Raw genomic sequence first — 18,890 nt, 5'->3', positions numbered from 1 at the left:
TATGTATTTTAGGCAGGACCTCGACGTATTTATTTTTCATCAGAGAATTATTTTTTATGAACCCAAGACAGATGCATATTTCGATTATACAAAAGTGGATGATGGCTTAATTTCATATTTTACCAAGAATACTGAATTCTGTATTAACCGTATTCATAAATCAGGAATAAATAAGACTCTATTCTCCAAATGCAAAAGTAAAAATTCAAATGCAATCGCTCCTTTTTATTGTCATAGCATTGATGATACAACGTCGGCTTTCAGAGTTGGCAGATTTGTTTCATTGTTTAGTAAGGCTAATGAGCAACTTGAAGTAGAGAATTTCACAAAGTTTATTAGCAGAAAATATGAAGCGACAATAATCAAACTAGTCACCAAAGGAGAAGGACTTAAGTTTGTGAGCTCAGATATATTCTCTTCTTCTGAGTTACGTACCAAAATTCATGGAATTTATGAGTATGAATTTCTCAAAAATGAATTCGTCAAACCTTTTAACTCGATTGTAGACAATGAAGAGAATTACTGGAGTGTAATCTTTGACGATATTATTGATACTGGTGTCATAAAGCCTTACATTGATCATTGGATAATTCGCAATAAAGAAGGTGATATCCTAAGTCATTTCGCTGCCGCATCACATAAATTAATTACGTTTTCCGATGACGCTGATGAAACTCAGTTTGGTACAGGGATAAGCGGTTCAGAAGCTGTGAGTAAAGCTACAATAGAAGGGTATGAACGTTATTGCTCAAGGTTGCTTCCAGATGACATCATAAAGGGAAGTGAGAAGTTCCTTAAAAAAAAGAACAATGTTATTAATATAGACAATTTAGTCTCTTATACTGAAGCTCAGAATATTAAGTGGAATGTAGCAATAAAAGAAGCACATGAGGAGAGGTCTTGGGTAAAGGTAAAGAGCTTTGAAGGTGAAACTTATCTTTGCCCTCTTGAAATGGTTTATTATGGTGATTTTGATGGCAATAGTATTTGCACTAGAAGCATAAGTTCTTCTAGTGGTATCGCAGCTCACACATCTATAGAAGAGGCCACTAAAAGCGCTCTTTTAGAGCTTATTGAGAGAGATGCCCTTTTGAGGCATTGGTATTCAAATACTCCCCCTCCAAAACTTAAAATTGATGATGAGACACCATTCACTTCTGCAGTTAGAAATATATTATCAAGTGTAAATATTAGCCTAAATGTATTTGTGCTACATATGGGGTTGTTTCCAACTTATTTGGCTATAGGTATATCTGAAGATGAGTCTTACAAATTTTCATCTGGTGCTAGTTGTAACCCTTGTTCAATTGAAGCAATAGATAAAGCGGTTTCCGAAGTGTTTATTTGTATGTCTCATAAAATACTTAATAGTAAAATAAACATTGAATTAATTGACGATAAAGCACACATAAAAACCCCTCAAGACCATGGGAAATTTTATTTTTCTGGCTATAACTTTAATAAAATATCCCACTTTTTTGAAAACTCCGATACTTATCCAAAATCAGATTTCTCAAACTCATTGGAAAATATCTTAAGCAAAACACGAGAAAATGGAATTAAACTTTACTATCGAGAGTTACATCCTAAAGATATAAATGAATATTCGAATAGAATAAAAGTTATTCGGGTAATATCCGAAGGTTTGATACCTATTACTTTTGGCTATCAGGCTGAACCTCTCGGAATGTCATGTATCCGCAATATTATTAATGAAGCAGTGGAAAAGGAAATCTTGGCAGGCGATATTGTTCATTTTTTTGCCTAACGACTCCCAGTGTTCTGCGCAACTAATTCAGGACACTTTTCTTAAGGAACTTTCTTCATACTCCACTGGCGATAGATCACCATTTGATCTTCCCCCGATTTTGTAGACTTCTAGCTTCCAGTTAAATACTGATTTTCATACTCTTCGGGAGACACATGGCCAAGGTGGCTATGTAATCGCTTACGATTGTAGAACATTTCAATGTAATCAAACAAATCTGCTCTAGCATCATTACGAGTCTCGTACACTTTTCGTTTAACACGCTCAGTTTTAAGTGAGTGAAAAAAGCTTTCTGCTACCGCATTATCTAAGCAATGTCCTCGGCGACTCATACTCGGTACTAGGTTGTTTGCCGTTAAGAATTCACGGTAATCACAGCTCGCGTATTGGCTGCCTTGGTCGCTGTGAACTATTACTTCATGTTTTGGGTTCCTGCGCCAAACAGCCATTAATAGTGCTTTGATCACTATATCTTTACTCATGTTCGGTTGCATCGACCAACCAATGATTTTTCGCGAGAATAAATCAAGTACTACAGCAAGGTACAGCCAGCCTTCATAGGTTTTGATATAGGTAATATCGGCTACCCAAGCCGTATCTGGCTCACTAACAACAAACTGTTGTTGAAGGTGATTGTCTGCTATTAATGCGGGCACAGTTGACTTGAAGTATCGCCTTTTATATCCAATATTAGCTTTTAGCTTGGCTTGCTTCATTAGACGAGCTACACGGTTTTCACCGCACGTTTCTCCCTTACGGCGTAATTCATGCGTAATACGTGGACTGCCATAAACACCACCACTCTCAACATAGCTTGCCTTGATGCGCTCAAGCAGCCTCTGGTTCTCTTGCTCACGTTTAGATAGTGGTTGTTTGAGCCAAGCATAGAAGCCACTACGGTGAACATTTAATGCCTGACACATTGCTTTGACGCGGTAGACTTCGAGTCGTGATTTTATGAACGCGTATCTTTCCTTGACTCGCTTGCAAAGAACGCGGCGGCTTCCTTTAATATATTCCGCTCTTCAGTCACGCGTTTTAACTCAGCTTTTAGCTTGCGGATTTCTTCCTGCTCTGCTGACTTCTTGGCTGGTACTTTAGTTTTCTTGACCCAGTAATACAGGGACTTATCGGAAATGCCTAATCGCTTGGCAACATCGGGCACAGAATAGCCTTTATCAACCACTTGGCGAACAGCTTCGTCTTTAAATTCTTGGGGATATTTATTATTACTCATAACATCTCTCATCATACTTCATTTTCTAAATAAAAGATGTCTACATTGTTAGGGGAAGATCAGACGTTTTTCAAGACATTAGAAGTAAGCTTGCTAAGTGGGCAATAGATAACACTTCAAACTTTATAAATCACAACTATGAAGACGTAACAGGCTTAAATGATAGAGCACAAGACAACTGGGAGCCTCTATTTGCTATAGCCAACTTAGTAAGTGACGATTGGTATGAATTGGCGAAGTCATCTGCAATAGAACTTTCAGGCTGTAATCAAGAAACACCTTCAATCGGTGAAGAGCTATTAAGTGATGTTGTTACTATTCTAAATGCTCATGAAGATGACCGAATCACTACAGAAGAGTTAATAGCTCAACTGTGTAACGATGATGAGAAACCATGGTTAACATTTAATAAAGGTAAACGGATATCACCTAGCCAACTTAGCAACAAATTGAAGCCTTTCAATATTAAGCCTTCTACTATCAGATTCGACGATAAAACCAAGAAAGGCTATTACCATATGGACTTTATGGATGTTATTGAAAGGTATGTGCCCTTGTCTTCTACAGAGGCGTAACATACGTAACATACGTAACAAAAGCCACTAACAAGTGGCTTTTGTATTACTTATAATTCAATACATTACCCCCAAAAAATATAAAAGAGTTTGATACTTTAGGCTAAAAAACCTAGAATACTGTTTTTTTATGCAGTGGTTTAAGGACAGAATTTGATAAACGCGAATGAAAAGGACTTAATCATTAGTCAAGATGACGCTGTAAGTTTCTTGAAGAATATAGAAACAGAAAGCATTGATTTAGTCGTAACAGATCCTGCATATGAATCATTGGAAAAACATAGAAAAGTTGGCACAACAACTAGGTTAAAAAAAAGTAAATCATCAAGTAATGAATGGTTTTCTATATTCCCAAACTCAAGGTTTGAAGAGCTATTTGAACAAATCTATCGAGTATTAAAGAAAAATACCCATTTCTATTTATTGTGTGATCAAGAAACAGCTTTTATTGTTAAGCCAATAGCTGAAAAATGTGGCTTTAAGTTTTGGAAACCGATTGTTTGGGACAAAATGAAAATCGGCATGGGATACCATTATAGAGCTAGATATGAATTTGTTTTATTCTTTGAAAAAGGTAAGAAAAAGCTAAACGACTTATCAATTCCAGACGTTTTAGCTGTCCCTAGAGTTTATAGAGGATACCCAACAGAAAAGCCCGTAGAATTAATGGACATACTAATTAAGCAAAGTACTATTGAAGGTGAAATTGTATGTGATCCTTTCATGGGCTCTGGAGCTACAGGTGTCTCTGCTTTAGCTTTAAGTAGATCTTTTTATGGTAATGATCTATCCGATAGCTCTATTAAGCACGCATCAGAGAGATTCGCTAACATTGAATCCCTCGATAAGAAATGATATAAATAGGCTCATAATTATTAAGGGATTAATAGCATTATTATGAATCAAGCAGTGACCGAGTGGCCAGCTAATTACCCTCAAAATGTTCCTCCACAAGAATCAAGTCCAGCTAATGGGCAATCTTATCGACTTGTTTGTCATAATCCGCCATTAAGAGCTGATTTTGCAACATCTAGAGAAGATGGATTGTGTTTAAGAGAGCCTTATACGGAACTTGAGTTTGTTTGCTCTTATGGAACGTCTCAATTTTGGAAACTTGAAGATATAAAGAAAACAAGAAGACTATTTCCTAAATTAAGAAAAAAGCTAATTGCTATAGGAGAGCTTACACCGTCATGTGGAAATATGCTTAATACATTTAGACCTAGCCATCACACCGTGTGGTACAAAATAACTGCACAACCTCAAAATAACTTTAGCGTTCTGGATGGGGTTTAGCATGTCAGTTCTCCCCAACACACCTTATTTTGGTAAATTAGAAATATCCCACGTATACGAATATTACGAAGGACCAAGACTTTTTAACGCAACCAACGGGGCAGGAAATAATTATATCGCTTTCTGGATAGACACAGATAATGAAAGTGATCACTGGTTGTACTCTTCAATAAGTGAAGAAAAGTTAGAGTTGTTGAATTCTGCAAAAATAAAACTAAGGGATATATATACTTACCCTGAAGATATACTCTTTAGGGTCAGAACCTTTTTTAACCCCAACATGCATTCTGAAATAGTTGCATTGTCTCCTAATCAAGTTACAGAAGAGATATTACCACCTAGCGATTTCTATCTGGAGAAAAGCGATACAGGTCAAGAGACTTTTGAAGTTAAGTCACTAGAGAATATTTCAGAACTTTATGTTAGAGGCTCTACTAATAAAACTAAGCCAACTCTTGGAGCTGTTGCAAAGGTATCAGACGCTTTTTCTAACTTGTATAAGTCAATTCTCAAAAAGCTCGACTATACTCCTTCTCCTTTAATTCCTGTTGATGCAAGAACAGGTTCATTCATTATTAGACTTAAGTCTCCAAAGATTAAAGAATGTATACCTATCATTTCTCAAGTTTTTAAGATTTTAAATGAAAATGACGACCCCTTTCCTGCTTTAAACGAGATAGGCGCTGATATAGGAGCTATTGAGAACCTCCTTGAAGAAGTCATAGACGGTAAAGTTAGAATTCAATTTAGCCAAGAAGACTTGTTTGAAGCTGAACTCAATATTTCAGAAGAGAAAGCAAGAAGTGCTCTAAGTACTTTAAAAGATCAATCTTCATCATTGATATCTAGCGCTCTCGTTCCTCAAGCCAATGATTTATACAAAGTTTTCAAAGTGGTAGAACTAAAAAGCAAAGGGGATTTCATAACGCCTCAAAGCATTGATTTAACAACAGATAGGCAAGTAGCGTACTACCTCCATGCAGCAAGAATGTTAGGTTTATTGGCTAAAAACAACTCCATTCAATCTGTTGGTTATCAATTTGAAAAATTAAGCAAAGATCAAAAAATGAATATTGCTTCTATAAGGTTCGAAAGTAGTGAATGTGGTTGGGCTTGGCTTAAATGGGCTAATAAAAAGACACTTGAGGAGTTAGATCCTGATACTGCCACTCAGTTTCTTATAGAGCAATGTCCGTCGCTTAGTAAAGATACCGCAGAGAGAAGAGCTAAAACACTTAAGAAGTGGCAAATTGAATTAGCTAAATTTAGGTTTCAATCTAAAGAGAAGCAATAATTATTGCTTCTCTTATTATTTTGACGATGTAAGCGTCAACATTCCAAATATGGATTTTTAAGGCATTAAATACTTAATTTACCTTTTAAACTTATGTCGTCAAGTTCAGTTAATTCTGCTTCATTAATGATGCGAACTATATCTTTGCCATTTCTACCTACTTCAATTAACTTTAGCCGCTCTAATAATTGAGAATATTTGGCTTCGTTTTGAGCTTCAGGAGCTAGAACTATTAGAAGTAAAGTATTTGCTTTTTTATTAGTCGCTCTAGCGTATTCATTTTGCATATATAAGTTTTTCAAAAAAGCCTCTTTTAACCAGCCAAAATTGAAACCTTTTCTTATATATTTAACTTCAATAACATAGTCCTTTACTAGTAAGCTATTGCCTTGCAACAAGATATCAACTTCGAAGTTTCCTAACCTCATATCAGCTTTAACTAAATACCTATCACGATATATTGCTGACAATCTATTAGCGATAATATTTTCTATACTGTTGAACGAGTTTGTAAATTTATTTATTGATCTATTACTGGTGCTGAACCCTACTACATTCTTACTTTCAGAGTCATCCTGACTTGAATGGAATGAGCCAAATTCATTTTTATTTTCACTGTTCTCCATTTTAAGAGCTTCTTCAGCTTCACCAGCTATTTTCTCTTGAATTTCATCCTTAGTAGCTTCTCTAAGAGCACCTTCTTGAATTTCAACTTCTATCTTTGTCTTTCTATCAATATAGTTTTGATTGGTTTGCCACTTTTTCAAACCTAAATAAATAAAGATGATCCCAGCTGTTGAACCTATAAATGATAGCCATGGCAAAAAGGTAAATATGTAGGAAACAAAAGTTTGTCGTTTGTGTAGAACATTCTGTGCTACTTCTGTTAAAGCTTTAATCTCAACTTCTGTTTTTAATAAATCAAAAGGTTCTCTTAAAAAGAGCCAAGGCACTGTTATCGATATAGTTATTAAGACTACGCCTAATGAAACGATGAACTTATACAGGTCTCCAAATTCAAACTTCATTATCATTCCCTTATTAGAACTAGAGCTTTTGCAACCAAAATAATTAAATTAAAACTAATGTTAACAACAATATAAGAGTAACTCACTAATTTTTATAGCTAAAACTGCATAAAACATGGTTTTGAATTTACGAGAAATTTAGAGTACTTAATATATTCGTCTGTAGACTAGGTCAAATAAGTATAAATACCATAACAAATTGGCAGCTTTAATATAGATATTACTGTTTTTAAATTCTATTAGCTGTAGCCCTAGTGCGGTAATTAGCGATATATAATATAGGGGGTGCCCTCTGAACTTGCCCCCGGGTATAAATATATTCATTTACCTTATTACTCCGTAATATTGGACTAAAGCAACTATCGCTTCGCTCTTTTTGTATTTAAGGACATAAACGACATTATCACTTCCCTATTGTCATAGAACACAGGCACTAGCAATCCAATAAAACCAAACTGCCACTTCAAAAGACACATGGCTTTGTACCATAAGCTATTCAGCTAACAATATACCTTTTGGTAGTCACAACTATTACTACTCTATATCACTTGCCATATGTCGTTTTCAGCGGCTCCATTTTAACCCCTAATTATCAACACCATACTATAAGGAAATCACTATGATTAACTCTACCTCAAGCACGTTAAAAGCAGCTTACGCTAAGGTTGTATATGCTATTGAAGTGACTGTTATCGTATTAATGCTAATAGCACTAGTATGTTACTTCATCCCCTATACACTGTTAGGACTTATCGTTACCTACTTGATATATCGGTTAATAAAGAGAATATACGGATCAGTCATCAATGACGTGATGAATACCCCGAGCAATATTGAACAACTTATTAAGGAGGAGAATAGCTACCTTTCCAGAAACTCAAATAAGTAATAAAATTTAACTGTGAATGGTATATCACGTAGGGTCTACATTAGGTCTACATGGATTTATAGATACTTTAAGATTATAAAGATTAGTACATTTCGGACATAAAAAAACCTTGCAAAAGCAAGGTCTTAATAATGGTACCGGAGGACGGACTTGAACCGTCACGCTCGCAAAAGCAACGGATTTTGAATCCGTCGTGTCTACCAATTCCACCACTCCGGCGACACAGTGACTAGCAATTACCGAAAGTAATTGAAGTGGCAGGCATTATACGAAATATCCTTACAGACGCAATAGTTTTTCACTATCAGGCGTTTATTTGTTGATAATTTATTCAATTACTTTATCAACTAGCGACTATAGGCTTTGAGAAACACGTTAACAGCCTTATCCACATGCTGCTCAATTTCTTGCTGAGATATCCTATGATTAGGTAACAAAATTGCCTGAATATGCAGCCGGCCTTTACACATTTCAATCAACATTTGTGCCGCAAAATGTGGTTCATCAATCGCTAATTGTCCCTGTTCAGACAAGTGTTGTAAGTAATCAGCCAATGGAGTTACTCCTCTTAACGGACCCTCCTGATAAATGAGCTCGCCAATTTCCGGGATTTTTACCACTAACTGTGCAACCAGACGAAACAGTGACAACATAGTTGGTGAAACAAAACCTTGAACAAAGCGAGAACAAATATCTTTTAACGCTTTATCCATCGGCTTTTGGTAATCAATTGACGCTAATACGTCGAGCTGGGAATTGATTTTTAGTTTCATCACTGCCATTAGCAGCCCTTGTTTATTACCGAACTCATCATAAATAGAACGCCTTGAGCCTCCTGATTCACTGATGATCATTTCCAGAGAAGTATGATCAAAGCCGTGCTCAAGAAACAAATTTTGGGCAACAGCAAGGATCTTTTTTCCTCTTTCCGATAACGTTAATTGGCATATTTTTCTATCGCTTACCATAATCAAACCAGCTATTACTATTTAATCAATTGACTTTGGTACTACATAGTACCATAATATTCGGTACTCATCAGTACCAATTAACTTAACTCTGCTTTTATCTTTATTTAAGGATAAACACTATTACTGGAAACACTATGCGTACTTTATTATTCCTACTGATTTCATTAACGATTTTAGGTTGTACACAAGAGCAAGCACCATCGGAAACGCACATTCGTCCAATCGCCTGGACCAAAGTGAGTGAAACCGATCTAACTCAGCTTCGCACGTTATCGGGTATTGTCGCACCAGTAGAATCAACCAGTTTAAGTTTTGAAGTACCTGGAAAAATAGACTCTGTTGCAGTAAAACTCGGCCAAGTAGTGAAAAAAGGCCAGGTGCTGGCGCAATTAAATCAACGTAATTTTCAGCTAGGCTTACAATCGGCCAACGCTCAGTTAAATAAATCGCAAGCAGCATTAAGTGAAGCAAAAAGCGCCTTTGAACGATTTAGTACCTTAATTAAGCAAGGCTTAGTCTCACAGTCGGAATATGACAATGCCAAAGCTAACTATGACGCCGCTAATAGTGCGGTGAATGTTGCACAGGCACAATTAGATATCACCCGCAAGAACTTACAAGACAGCACCTTGTTGGCACCATATGATGGCAAAATTACCAAACGACTAATTGAACCTTCACAACAGATTAATACTGGGCAATTAGCGTTTGAAATTGAAGGCAACCATGGCTTGGAAGTAGAAGTATTAATCCCGGAAACTCTGATCCAACAAATCACCTTAAATGATAATTTAACTATACGTTTTCCAGTATTAGCCGGAGTCACCATGCAAGGCCGTATAAATGAAATAGGAACTCGCGCAGAATCCGCCAACGCTTTTCCTATCACTGTGGTATTAGCTGAAGAAAATGACAATCTTCGCGCGGGTATGACCGCTGAAGTCGATTTTACCTTTGCCGGACAAGGTATTACTGGTTATACAGGTAAAACCTTTGCCATTCCTATCAGCGCCCTACGCGCCGGACTCGAGCAAAAATCTTATGTTTTTGTCTTTGATAAACAATCCAGTGTTGTTCATCAACAGCTAGTTCAAAAAGAAAACATCTTGGGTAATCAGGTTTTTATATCTAAAGGGTTAAAACAGGGAGATATTATCGCCACTGCTGGGGTTGCCTTTCTACGAGATGGCCAAAGCGTCACATTATTAGATAAATCAGTCGCACGATTCAATTAAGGAACTGACATGAACTTAACTGAAATTGCGTTTAATTATCGTAAAACCGTATTACTGGTGGTTGGGCTATTACTGATTAACGGTGTTTTTGCTTACTTTACCCTGCCCGCTCAGGAAGACCCAACTATTACCATACGAGAGGCGATTGTCAGTACCGCCTTTCCAGGGATGGCACCGGAAAGAATTGAACAGCTTGTGACCAAAAAGCTCGAAGAAGAGATCCGTAAAATCCCAGAAGTTAAAGAGATAAAATCGTTATCATCAACCGGCTTATCAGTCGTTCATGTCAAAATTTATGATAAGTATTTTAACCTCGATGATATTTGGCAGGACTTACGTAATAAGACCCGTACCGCCCATCAAAAAATGCCACAAGGAACATCTGCCCCATTTGTTAATGATGAATTTGGCGATGTCTCCGTCATCACCTTAGCACTTACTGCTGATGGCTTTGATATGGGAGCAATGTACGACATCGCTCAACATGTCAGAGACACACTATATGCGGTTGAGGGTACAAAAAAAATTGAAATCATGGGGCAAAAAGCTGAGCGTATATTTGTTGAAGTTTCCAATACCAAACTGGCACAGCTCGGCATTCCGCCAAGATTAATAATCAATGAATTGCAAAGCCAGAATATCATTCGTTCAGGCGGAGAAATAGATACCGGCACAAAAAGCTTTATCGTTGAGCCATCAGGCAATTACCTCGATATTGCTGATATAGAAAATACCCAGTTAAATATCCCCAATACCGAAAGTTTTATTGCATTAAAAGATATCGCTACCATTAAACGTGACTTTGTCGATCCCCCAACTAAGCTTGCTTATTTCAACGGTCAACCCGCGATATTCTTTGCCATTTCAATGCTACCTGGCTATAACATTTTGGATTATGCGCCGAAAATGATGAAGCAGGTTAACGCGACGACGAATACCTTGCCTATTGGTTATCAGCTAAATGTTGCTACTTATCAAGCAGAGCAAGTAGAAAAAACTATAAAAGGTGTCTCAATTAGCGTCTTACAAACGCTGGCTATTGTTTTAGTGGTTGTTGTACTATTTTTAGGAATTAGAACCGGCTTAATCGTCGGAGCAATTGTGCCATGCGTTATGCTGGCGACCTTATCGATAATGCAGTTTAGCGGCATTAAGCTCGAGCGTATGAGTCTAGCGACCTTGATTATTTCGCTTGGTTTATTAGTTGACAACGGTATAGTGATTGCTGAAGATTTTAAGCGCCGGATCGAACAAGGTACAGCACGCTTTCAGGCAATGTTACAAGGCAGTAAAGAACTGGCCATTCCTTTATTAAGCTCTTCGGTTACTACCGTGTTATTCTTTTTACCGCTAATGCTCGCCGAACATGTTGCCGGTGAGTATACCCGTTCAATTTCTCTTGTGATCTTAATTACCTTGCTTACCAGTTGGATATTAGCCTTATGTGTGACGCCGCTACTTTGTTTCTACTTTATCAAAAAGGAGCACCCAACTGTTAATGGCGAACAGTCAACAGAAAGCAATGAGGGGCTGATGGATAAGCTCTATCATTATTATGAGCATTTTCTACATTGGGTATTACGTCATAAAGCCCTATTTGCCGGTTTGATGGTGGCGTTATTTTTTGTCTCTATTTTCAGTATGAAGTTTGTTGCTAAGCAGTTTTTCCCCGATTCAGATCGCACACAAATTTTAGTCAATATCGATTTGCCTAACGGTACATCTTCCAAAGAAACCAATCGCCAGATGCAGGATATTTTCGTCTGGTTAAATCAGCCTGATAAATTTGAATTTATTGAAAGCTATTCCGGCTATGTTGGCTTTAGTGGTCCGCGGTTTGTATTATCACTTAATCCAGAAGATCCAGCCGATAACAAAGGTTTTATTGTCCTTAATGTTGCCACTGGCACTAACATCAGTGAAAAAGTGGCACTGTTAGATCGGCAAATTGAACAAACCTTTCCAAATGTTTCGGCTCGCGTTAAAAAAATGTTTTTAGGGCCGTCAGATTCAAGCACAATTAAGATTCAGGTCAAGGGCCCTGACAGCAAGGTTATTTACCAAAAAGCACAGCAAATTATGGACGTACTGCATCAGGTGCCTAATACCATAGATATTAGAAACGACTGGGAAAACCTAATTGCCAAAGTCAATGTCCAGATAGATCAGCACAGAGCAAAACGAGCGGGACTCAGTTCCAACGATATCGCTCAGGCGTTACAGGCTTATTTCTCTGGAGCACAAATTACTGAATATCGAGAGCAAGATGAAATTATTCCAATTGTTCTCAGAGCGAAAGATGCAGAACGCCATAATCTTGATCGCTTAAGAACGTTAAGCATTTATTCGGAAAAAACGGGTAAAGCAGTGCCGTTATTTCAGGTAGCGACTTTTAAACCCTATAATCAGTTTTCAGTGATCCATCATGAAGACATGTTCCGTACCGTAAGTATTCAGGCGCGCAATACTGAAATGGCGGCAGAAGATTTAAAACTCATTATCGATCAAAAAATTGACCAATTGCGCCAAGATCTGCCAGTGAATCATGTCATTGAATATGACGGCGTGATCAAAGAATCAGCAGCAGCGCAAAAGGCGCTTAGTGCCAATATGCCAATCGTACTTGGGATAATACTCATTTTATTAGTGGCGCAATTTAACTCATTCCGTCAGTCCGCGATCATTGCCTTAACGATCCCATTATCCTTTATTGGTGCTGTTATTGGATTGCACTTATTAAATGCGCCATTTGGCTTTATGGTCACACTCGGTTTATATAGTTTGGCAGGGATCATTATCAATAATGCTATTGTACTCATTGATCGCATCAAAATTGAATTAGCAGAAGGTAAAAATCAATATCAGGCGGTAGTCGATGCATGTCTAACACGGCTACGACCAATCACTATGACGACTATCACTACGGTAATGGGGTTATTGCCATTAATTATCGGCCAAGATGCATTGTTTTACGGCATGGCGAGTGTTATCGCCTTTGGTTTAGCTATCGGTACCATCTTAACACTAGGCTTAGTACCAATAATTTATGCGGCCTTTTATAAAGTTAAAACACCGTAATCTGAGTTGCAGGTAGTTAACAGGGTTAGTTTTCTGCCTGCATACATTGACGTAACCACTTAATTGCCTTGCTATTATCGGTAAAAAATTGGTGATTTATTCCTGCTTCACGATAAGCTCTTTGACAAACCTGCTCAGTCGTCGATGGTGTTGAAGTAAGCGCTAAATTAAGTGCTACCGCTTTAACACTGATAGTTTTTAGGTAGCTAGTAAAATATTCCATCGCGTCCGGCGTTGCCAATGCTTCACCATGAAGAACAATTAATGCGGTATAATTATTAAGATCAATTTGCTCTCTTACACCACTCAATTTAGCGGTCATTAGCTGAAAAAATTCAGCATTACATGGCCCTTCTATTTCGATGGTAACTAAATTATTATCAACCGAAATTTGCAGCATTCCATGCGGGGTAAAGTTAGCAGAGGACATCAGCCTAATAGTCTCCTATTTCAATTTGTCTAAATTACCATAAGATGCTAAGCAGATAAATCACTATCCCCGCTAATTTACTATGCTCATCTTTCCTTGTGGTAGGAAAAAACAAAGTTTGTTAGACTTGCGCAAAATTTTTCAGATATTTGCCATGACCAACATAGACTATACAAATTTTCCTCGCGCCGGAATAATTCGTCGCCTAGCTTCCTGGCTTTATGACACCTTAGTTGCTATCGCCGTTTATATGGTTGCCGGTGCCATTAGTTTTCTTGTTTTCGGTTTTTTATTTGATCATGGCATTATTGCCAATAAAGGATTTGAACACGCATTCGATTTAAAAAGTTCAAGTTACATATACAGCTTGTTAGTCGATGGGTTTGCCTGGTTCTGGGTTGGCTATTTCTTTATATTTTTCTGGGTAAAAAGCGGCCAAACTATAGGCATGAAAGCCTGGCGTTTACGGGTGCAAAATCAAGATGGCAGTTTAATGGATAAAAGCACGGCATTAAAACGTTTGCTCCCCACACTACTCGGCTTAGGGAATCTTTGGCTACTGGTCAATAGGCAGCAAAAACTCAGCTTACAGGATAAGTTCACGAATACGGAAGTGGTTGTTCTTTCTAATACGGCAAATAGAGGGCGCTAATAGCAGCTCCCTACACACCTTTAAGCATTTTTCTTAATAAAATATAACGCGGCGCTGGTAAATATAACACTCGGCATCAAGGCACCAAAAATAGCGGGTAACTGATAGACTAAACTGACCGAGCCTAAAACTTGGTTGGTAATAAAGAACAAGATCCCGGTCGCCACGCCCATCATGATCCTTGCCCCCATAGAAACAGAACGTAACGGACCAAAGATAAATGACAATGCCAGTAGCAACATCACAGCTAAGGTCACAGGTTGTACCAATTTACGCCAAAATGCCAATTGATAGCGGCTTTGATCTTGCCCATTTTCCTCAAGATAATCCAAATACTCCATAAGATCGGTAAGAGATAAAGACTCAGGTTTAACCGTGACTACCCCTAATTTATCCGGCGTTAATGACGACTGCCAGGTTCTAAAATCAGCCGTTTCACTGTTAATTTGCTTGTTATCAATTTTGGTATCAACCACATTACTTAGTTGCCAAGCATTTGCTAAATAAATCGCACTTTCCGCCGACAACCAGCTCGCCAGTTTCATTTGCTGATTAAAGCGATAAATCTGTATACCTTTTAACGATCCGGTATCTTCTACTTCAGTGATATGAACAAAATAATCTCCGTCTTTGGCCCAAGTACCGCCCGTTGCAGAAATTAAACTACCACCAGAAATAGCCCGCGCCTTAACTTGTCTCGCGGATGCTTCTCCTACGGGCGCAACCCACTCACCAATAAACATACTAACAACAATCAGCACAGTCGCTGATTTCATCACCGAACGAATAATGTCTAACCGTGACATCCCTGAGGCCTGCATCACCACTAACTCAGAATTGCTGGCTAACATGCCAATACCAATCAAACCACCAATAAGTGCCGCCATAGGGAAAAATAACTCGACATCCCGAGGAATAAAATACAAGACATAAAGCGCCGCATGAGATAAGTCATAACTGCCCTTACCAACTGCTTTCATTTCCTCAACAAATTTAATAATGCCGCTTAAACTAACAAAAACCGCTAAAGTTAAAAACGTGCTTGACGCTAAAATACGGCCAATATAAAGATCTAAAATTTTCACCTTAGGACGCTCCTCGCTGCATAAACTGAGGTAAACTGGCCTTTAATTTAAGCCCTAAACTGCGCCCTTTAATAAGCAATGAACTGCCAAGTATTAACGCGATAAAATGTACTGGCCATAAACCCAGAGTACTTGCTACTGAGCCACTTTCCAGTCCTCTTTTTACCGCGGTCAGTAGTAAAAAATATCCTAAAAACAACAACAAAGCCGGCAACATCTTGGCAAATTTTCCTTGGCGAGGATTAACAGCACTTAATGGCACTGCCACTAATGTTAAAATCAAACAGGCGAGTGGAAACGCGATGCGCCACTGGATCTCTGCCTTAGATTCAGACGCTTGCTCTTGAAAAAGTTCAGTCGTAGGTACCGCTTTTAACTTACGGCGTTTATGCTCAACTTTCTGATCTTGAATTTGAATATAGTATTTACCAAAAGCAACCTGATGAAATTCATGACTCTTCTCATCATTTTGATAGCGGGTACCATCGGTCAGTATTAAACGTTGTGAACCACTGGCTTCTTCAATAACTTCACCCTGCGCAGCATACACTAAGCTGGAATTAATCACTGCACCATGTTGATCTTGCTTATTCGGTAACTGAGCAACAAAGACCTTTTCCAAGGTATTATTCTTGCGATTTTTATCATGAATAAAAACCACCGCTTTTTTATTGCCTGTGGTTTGGAAACGTCCAGCAATCAAGGTGCTCAACCCCGAATCAGCAGCTAACTGTTCTTTCACCTGATATTCATACTCAGCCGCCATCGGCGATAAATATAACGTGAAGATTCCTGTCACTATTGACGTTATTAAGCCTAAAATTAGCGTTACCCGTACCACATACCATTCGCTCACACCGCAGGCATGTAAAATGCTCATCTCGTTATCGGCATAAATCCTGCCATAAGCTAATAAAATACCTAAGAAAAAACTTAATGGTAGTATCATTCCGGCAAGGTCGGGGACTTTAAGTCCGATAAACACCATCACCATTTTTCCAGGGATACCTCCTTCCGAGGCATCATCTAAAACACGGACAAATTGATTACTGATAAATATCGTCATTAAGACAATAAATACCGCCAATTGGGTTTTGGCAACTTCCTGTAACAGATAACGAAATACGATCACGAAAAGATCCTATAAAAACTTAGTTTTTTTCTGACATTTGGACATTTTTTAAGTAAACTTGTCGTTTTCATAAGTAAATATTTGATAAGCTCTTAGCTAAATTTGCTGTGTGCGGCTATAATTATAGCCTTTGGCAAAATAAAAGATAGAGCTAGCTTATCTATTTTAAGCAAGTTAATTGACATTTTTTATTAAAAAGTGTGTCTGATATTGCAAACTAGGAGAGTCCATGGAGTTCAGTGTAAAAAGTGGTAGCCCAGAGAAACAACGTAGCGCCTGTATTGTCGTTGGTGTTTTTGAACCTCGACGTCTATCAGCAATAGCTGAACAACTTGATGAGATCAGTGAAGGCTACATCAGCAATTTGCTACGTCGTGGCGACCTCGAAGGCAAATCAGGACAAATGCTGTTATTGCATCATGTGCCTAATATTCTCAGTGAAAGAGTGTTATTAGTCGGTTGTGGTAAAGAGCGTGAATTAGATGAGCGTCAGTATCGTCAAATCATCAGCAAAACTATCAACACCTTAAATGAAACTGGCTCAATGGAAGCCGTCTGTTTCTTATCTGAATTACATGTTAAAGGCCGTGACAATTACTGGAAAGTACGTCAGGCAGTAGAAGCGACGCAAAACTGCCTCTACAGTTTTGACAGTTTAAAAACCCGCAAAGAAGAACCGCGTCGTCCATTACGTAAGATCGTTTTTAATGTGCCAACGCGTCGAGAGTTGCCATTAGGTGAACGTGCCATTGCTCACGGTTTAGCGGTTGCGGAAGGTATTAACACCTGTAAAAATGTTGCAAATATGCCGCCGAACATCTGTAACCCAGCTTATTTAGCGGATCAAGCACGCATTTTGGCCAATGATTACGCTACAGTCACCACCGAAATTGTCGACGAAAAGCAAATGGCGGAACTCGGCATGGGTTCATATCTCGCGGTTGGCCGAGGTTCAGCCAATGAATCGATGATGAGTATCATAAAATACAACGGTGCTGGTGACGACAGCAAACCGGTAGTGCTAGTTGGTAAAGGGTTAACCTTTGATACCGGTGGTATTTCAATCAAACCTAGCGAAGCCATGGATGAAATGAAATATGACATGGGTGGCGCTGCCAGTGTTTTAGGCGCTATGCACTCACTCGCTGAATTAAACCTACCAATCAATGTCATTGGTGTGCTCGCCGGTTGTGAAAACATGCCAGGCGGTAATGCTTATCGTCCTGGTGATGTGTTAACCACTATGTCCGGACAAACAGTGGAAGTACTAAATACCGATGCCGAAGGCCGCTTAGTATTGTGTGATGCCTTGACCTATGTAGAACGTTTTGAACCTGAAGCTGTGATTGATGTGGCAACCTTAACGGGTGCCTGTGTCATTGCTTTAGGTAAACATGCTACCGGCTTATTAAGTAGTCATAATCCGTTGGCACATGAGTTGTTAAATGCATCAGAGCAAAGTGGTGACCGTGCTTGGCGCTTGCCGTTATGGGAAGAATATCAGGAACAGCTAGAAAGCCCGTTTGCTGACTTTACCAATCTTGGCGGACGCCCTGCAGGCACTATTACCGCTGCCTGTTTCTTATCTCGCTTTACCAAAAAATATCACTGGGCGCACCTTGATATTGCCGGTACGGCCTGGGTTAGTGGCGGAAAAAACAAAGGCTCTACCGGACGTCCGGTCAGCATGCTAACTCAATTCTTGCTCAATAAATCAGGTGCTGAGCAAGGCGAGTAATTAACGCAATGATGAATACTCAAGTGATGTTTTACTTGCTAAATAAAGAGACAAGTGCAGATAAATTACAACTTGCACTGCTCCATAGCTGTTTTCAGGCGGCATATTTTTATCGTCAACAACAAAGAGTGTTTATCTATTGCCAGGACCAGGCACAAGCTCATCAAATTGATGAGCTGTTATGGTCATTTGAACCGGATAGCTTTGTTCCTCACAATCTTAGTGGTGAGGGGCCTAAGCAAGGTTCAGCGGTCGAGATCAGTTGGCAACCACCAACCAATCGTCGCCCGGTATTAATTAATTTAACGAGCACAGTACCCACTTTTGCTCATCAATTTTCACAAATCGTCGATTTTGTTCCCAGCGATGAACAGTTAAAGCAAAGTGCCAGAGAACGCTTTAAAGCTTATCGCCAACTAGGGTTTGCCGTGGATAATCAGCCGGCAACACAATAGCAAATATCGTAGATTTTAATAGTTAAG

16 protein-coding genes and 1 tRNA gene are annotated in these 18,890 nt (G+C 38.7%); 10 read left to right on the top strand and 7 right to left on the bottom strand.

What is annotated here, in order from left to right; all coding sequences use genetic code 11:
- Nucleotide 1 precedes the first annotated feature (1 nt).
- On the top strand, nucleotides 2-1,768 hold the full coding sequence (locus QQK06_RS12780; protein WP_284245096.1) for a YcaO-like family protein: 1,767 nt from the start codon (nucleotides 2-4) through the stop codon (nucleotides 1,766-1,768).
- Nucleotides 1,769-1,878: 110 nt separating this feature from the next.
- Here the strand turns inward: QQK06_RS12780 and QQK06_RS12775 are convergent.
- Nucleotides 1,879-3,005 (bottom strand): IS3 family transposase gene (locus tag QQK06_RS12775; RefSeq protein ID WP_284245095.1). Its coding sequence is split into 2 segments (ribosomal slippage): nucleotides 1,879-2,780 and nucleotides 2,780-3,005, totalling 1,128 coding nucleotides; the frame shifts between segments, so codons are not numbered across the junction.
- A 29-nt stretch (nucleotides 3,006-3,034) separates the two neighbouring features.
- Between QQK06_RS12775 and QQK06_RS12770 the strand changes: the two genes are divergently transcribed.
- The 4 genes from QQK06_RS12770 (at nucleotide 3,035) to QQK06_RS12755 (ending at nucleotide 6,170) form a co-directional block, all read left to right on the top strand.
- Complete coding sequence (locus tag QQK06_RS12770) at nucleotides 3,035-3,580, top strand: DUF3631 domain-containing protein (protein ID WP_348541184.1); 546 nt, start codon at nucleotides 3,035-3,037, stop codon at nucleotides 3,578-3,580.
- Between the two features lie 153 nt (nucleotides 3,581-3,733).
- Nucleotides 3,734-4,435, top strand: a complete 702-nt coding sequence (locus tag QQK06_RS12765) for a DNA-methyltransferase (RefSeq protein WP_284245094.1) — start codon at nucleotides 3,734-3,736, stop codon at nucleotides 4,433-4,435.
- Between the two features lie 42 nt (nucleotides 4,436-4,477).
- Complete coding sequence (locus QQK06_RS12760; RefSeq protein WP_284245093.1) at nucleotides 4,478-4,876, top strand: hypothetical protein; 399 nt, start codon at nucleotides 4,478-4,480, stop codon at nucleotides 4,874-4,876.
- Nucleotide 4,877: 1 nt separating this feature from the next.
- On the top strand, nucleotides 4,878-6,170 hold the full coding sequence (locus QQK06_RS12755; RefSeq protein ID WP_284245092.1) for a DUF6575 domain-containing protein: 1,293 nt from the start codon (nucleotides 4,878-4,880) through the stop codon (nucleotides 6,168-6,170).
- 65 nt (nucleotides 6,171-6,235) lie between these two features.
- Here QQK06_RS12755 and QQK06_RS12750 read toward each other — a convergent pair whose 3' ends face one another.
- From QQK06_RS12750 to QQK06_RS12740, 3 genes are all read right to left on the bottom strand, one after another.
- Nucleotides 6,236-7,198, bottom strand: coding sequence for a hypothetical protein (locus QQK06_RS12750; RefSeq protein ID WP_284245091.1), 963 nt, complete (start codon nucleotides 7,196-7,198; stop codon nucleotides 6,236-6,238).
- A gap of 1,021 nt (nucleotides 7,199-8,219) precedes the next feature.
- Nucleotides 8,220-8,306 (bottom strand) — tRNA-Leu (locus QQK06_RS12745).
- Nucleotides 8,307-8,434: 128 nt separating this feature from the next.
- Nucleotides 8,435-9,055 (bottom strand): TetR/AcrR family transcriptional regulator, encoded by a 621-nt coding sequence (locus tag QQK06_RS12740; protein WP_284245090.1) that lies wholly within the window; start codon nucleotides 9,053-9,055, stop codon nucleotides 8,435-8,437.
- 137 nt (nucleotides 9,056-9,192) lie between these two features.
- Here QQK06_RS12740 and QQK06_RS12735 point away from each other — a divergent pair, with 137 nt between their 5' ends.
- Together QQK06_RS12735 and QQK06_RS12730 are read left to right on the top strand one after the other, a co-directional pair.
- A complete protein-coding gene (locus tag QQK06_RS12735; RefSeq protein WP_284245089.1) occupies nucleotides 9,193-10,293 on the top strand; it encodes an efflux RND transporter periplasmic adaptor subunit in 1,101 nt (366 codons plus the stop codon).
- Nucleotides 10,294-10,302: 9 nt separating this feature from the next.
- Nucleotides 10,303-13,371, top strand: coding sequence for an efflux RND transporter permease subunit (locus QQK06_RS12730; RefSeq protein WP_284245088.1), 3,069 nt, complete (start codon nucleotides 10,303-10,305; stop codon nucleotides 13,369-13,371).
- Between the two features lie 25 nt (nucleotides 13,372-13,396).
- Here the strand turns inward: QQK06_RS12730 and QQK06_RS12725 are convergent, their stop codons facing one another.
- Nucleotides 13,397-13,801, bottom strand: a complete 405-nt coding sequence (locus QQK06_RS12725) for a hypothetical protein (RefSeq protein WP_284245087.1) — start codon at nucleotides 13,799-13,801, stop codon at nucleotides 13,397-13,399.
- A 154-nt stretch (nucleotides 13,802-13,955) separates the two neighbouring features.
- Between QQK06_RS12725 and QQK06_RS12720 the strand changes: the two genes are divergently transcribed.
- On the top strand, nucleotides 13,956-14,453 hold the full coding sequence (locus tag QQK06_RS12720; protein WP_284245085.1) for an RDD family protein: 498 nt from the start codon (nucleotides 13,956-13,958) through the stop codon (nucleotides 14,451-14,453).
- 20 nt (nucleotides 14,454-14,473) lie between these two features.
- On the opposite strand, the gene lptG is transcribed toward QQK06_RS12720, so the two are convergent.
- Nucleotides 14,474-15,538, bottom strand: a complete 1,065-nt coding sequence (gene lptG / locus QQK06_RS12715; RefSeq protein ID WP_284245084.1) for an LPS export ABC transporter permease LptG — start codon at nucleotides 15,536-15,538, stop codon at nucleotides 14,474-14,476.
- Nucleotide 15,539: 1 nt separating this feature from the next.
- Entirely contained in the window at nucleotides 15,540-16,670 is a 1,131-nt protein-coding gene (gene lptF, locus QQK06_RS12710; protein WP_284245083.1) for an LPS export ABC transporter permease LptF, read from the bottom strand.
- A gap of 229 nt (nucleotides 16,671-16,899) precedes the next feature.
- On the opposite strand from lptF, the gene pepA reads away from it, so the two are divergent.
- Nucleotides 16,900-18,408, top strand: coding sequence for a leucyl aminopeptidase (gene pepA / locus QQK06_RS12705; protein WP_284245082.1), 1,509 nt, complete (start codon nucleotides 16,900-16,902; stop codon nucleotides 18,406-18,408).
- Between the two features lie 8 nt (nucleotides 18,409-18,416).
- On the top strand, nucleotides 18,417-18,863 hold the full coding sequence (locus QQK06_RS12700; RefSeq protein ID WP_284245081.1) for a DNA polymerase III subunit chi: 447 nt from the start codon (nucleotides 18,417-18,419) through the stop codon (nucleotides 18,861-18,863).
- Nucleotides 18,864-18,890: the final 27 nt, after the last annotated feature.

The sequence above is a fragment of the Thalassotalea insulae genome (genome assembly GCF_030161395.1).
Taxonomy (GTDB): domain Bacteria; phylum Pseudomonadota; class Gammaproteobacteria; order Enterobacterales; family Alteromonadaceae; genus Thalassotalea_E; species Thalassotalea_E insulae.
The sequence above is the reverse complement of the archived record's forward strand: the minus strand, read 5'-3'. Positions and strand labels throughout refer to the sequence as shown.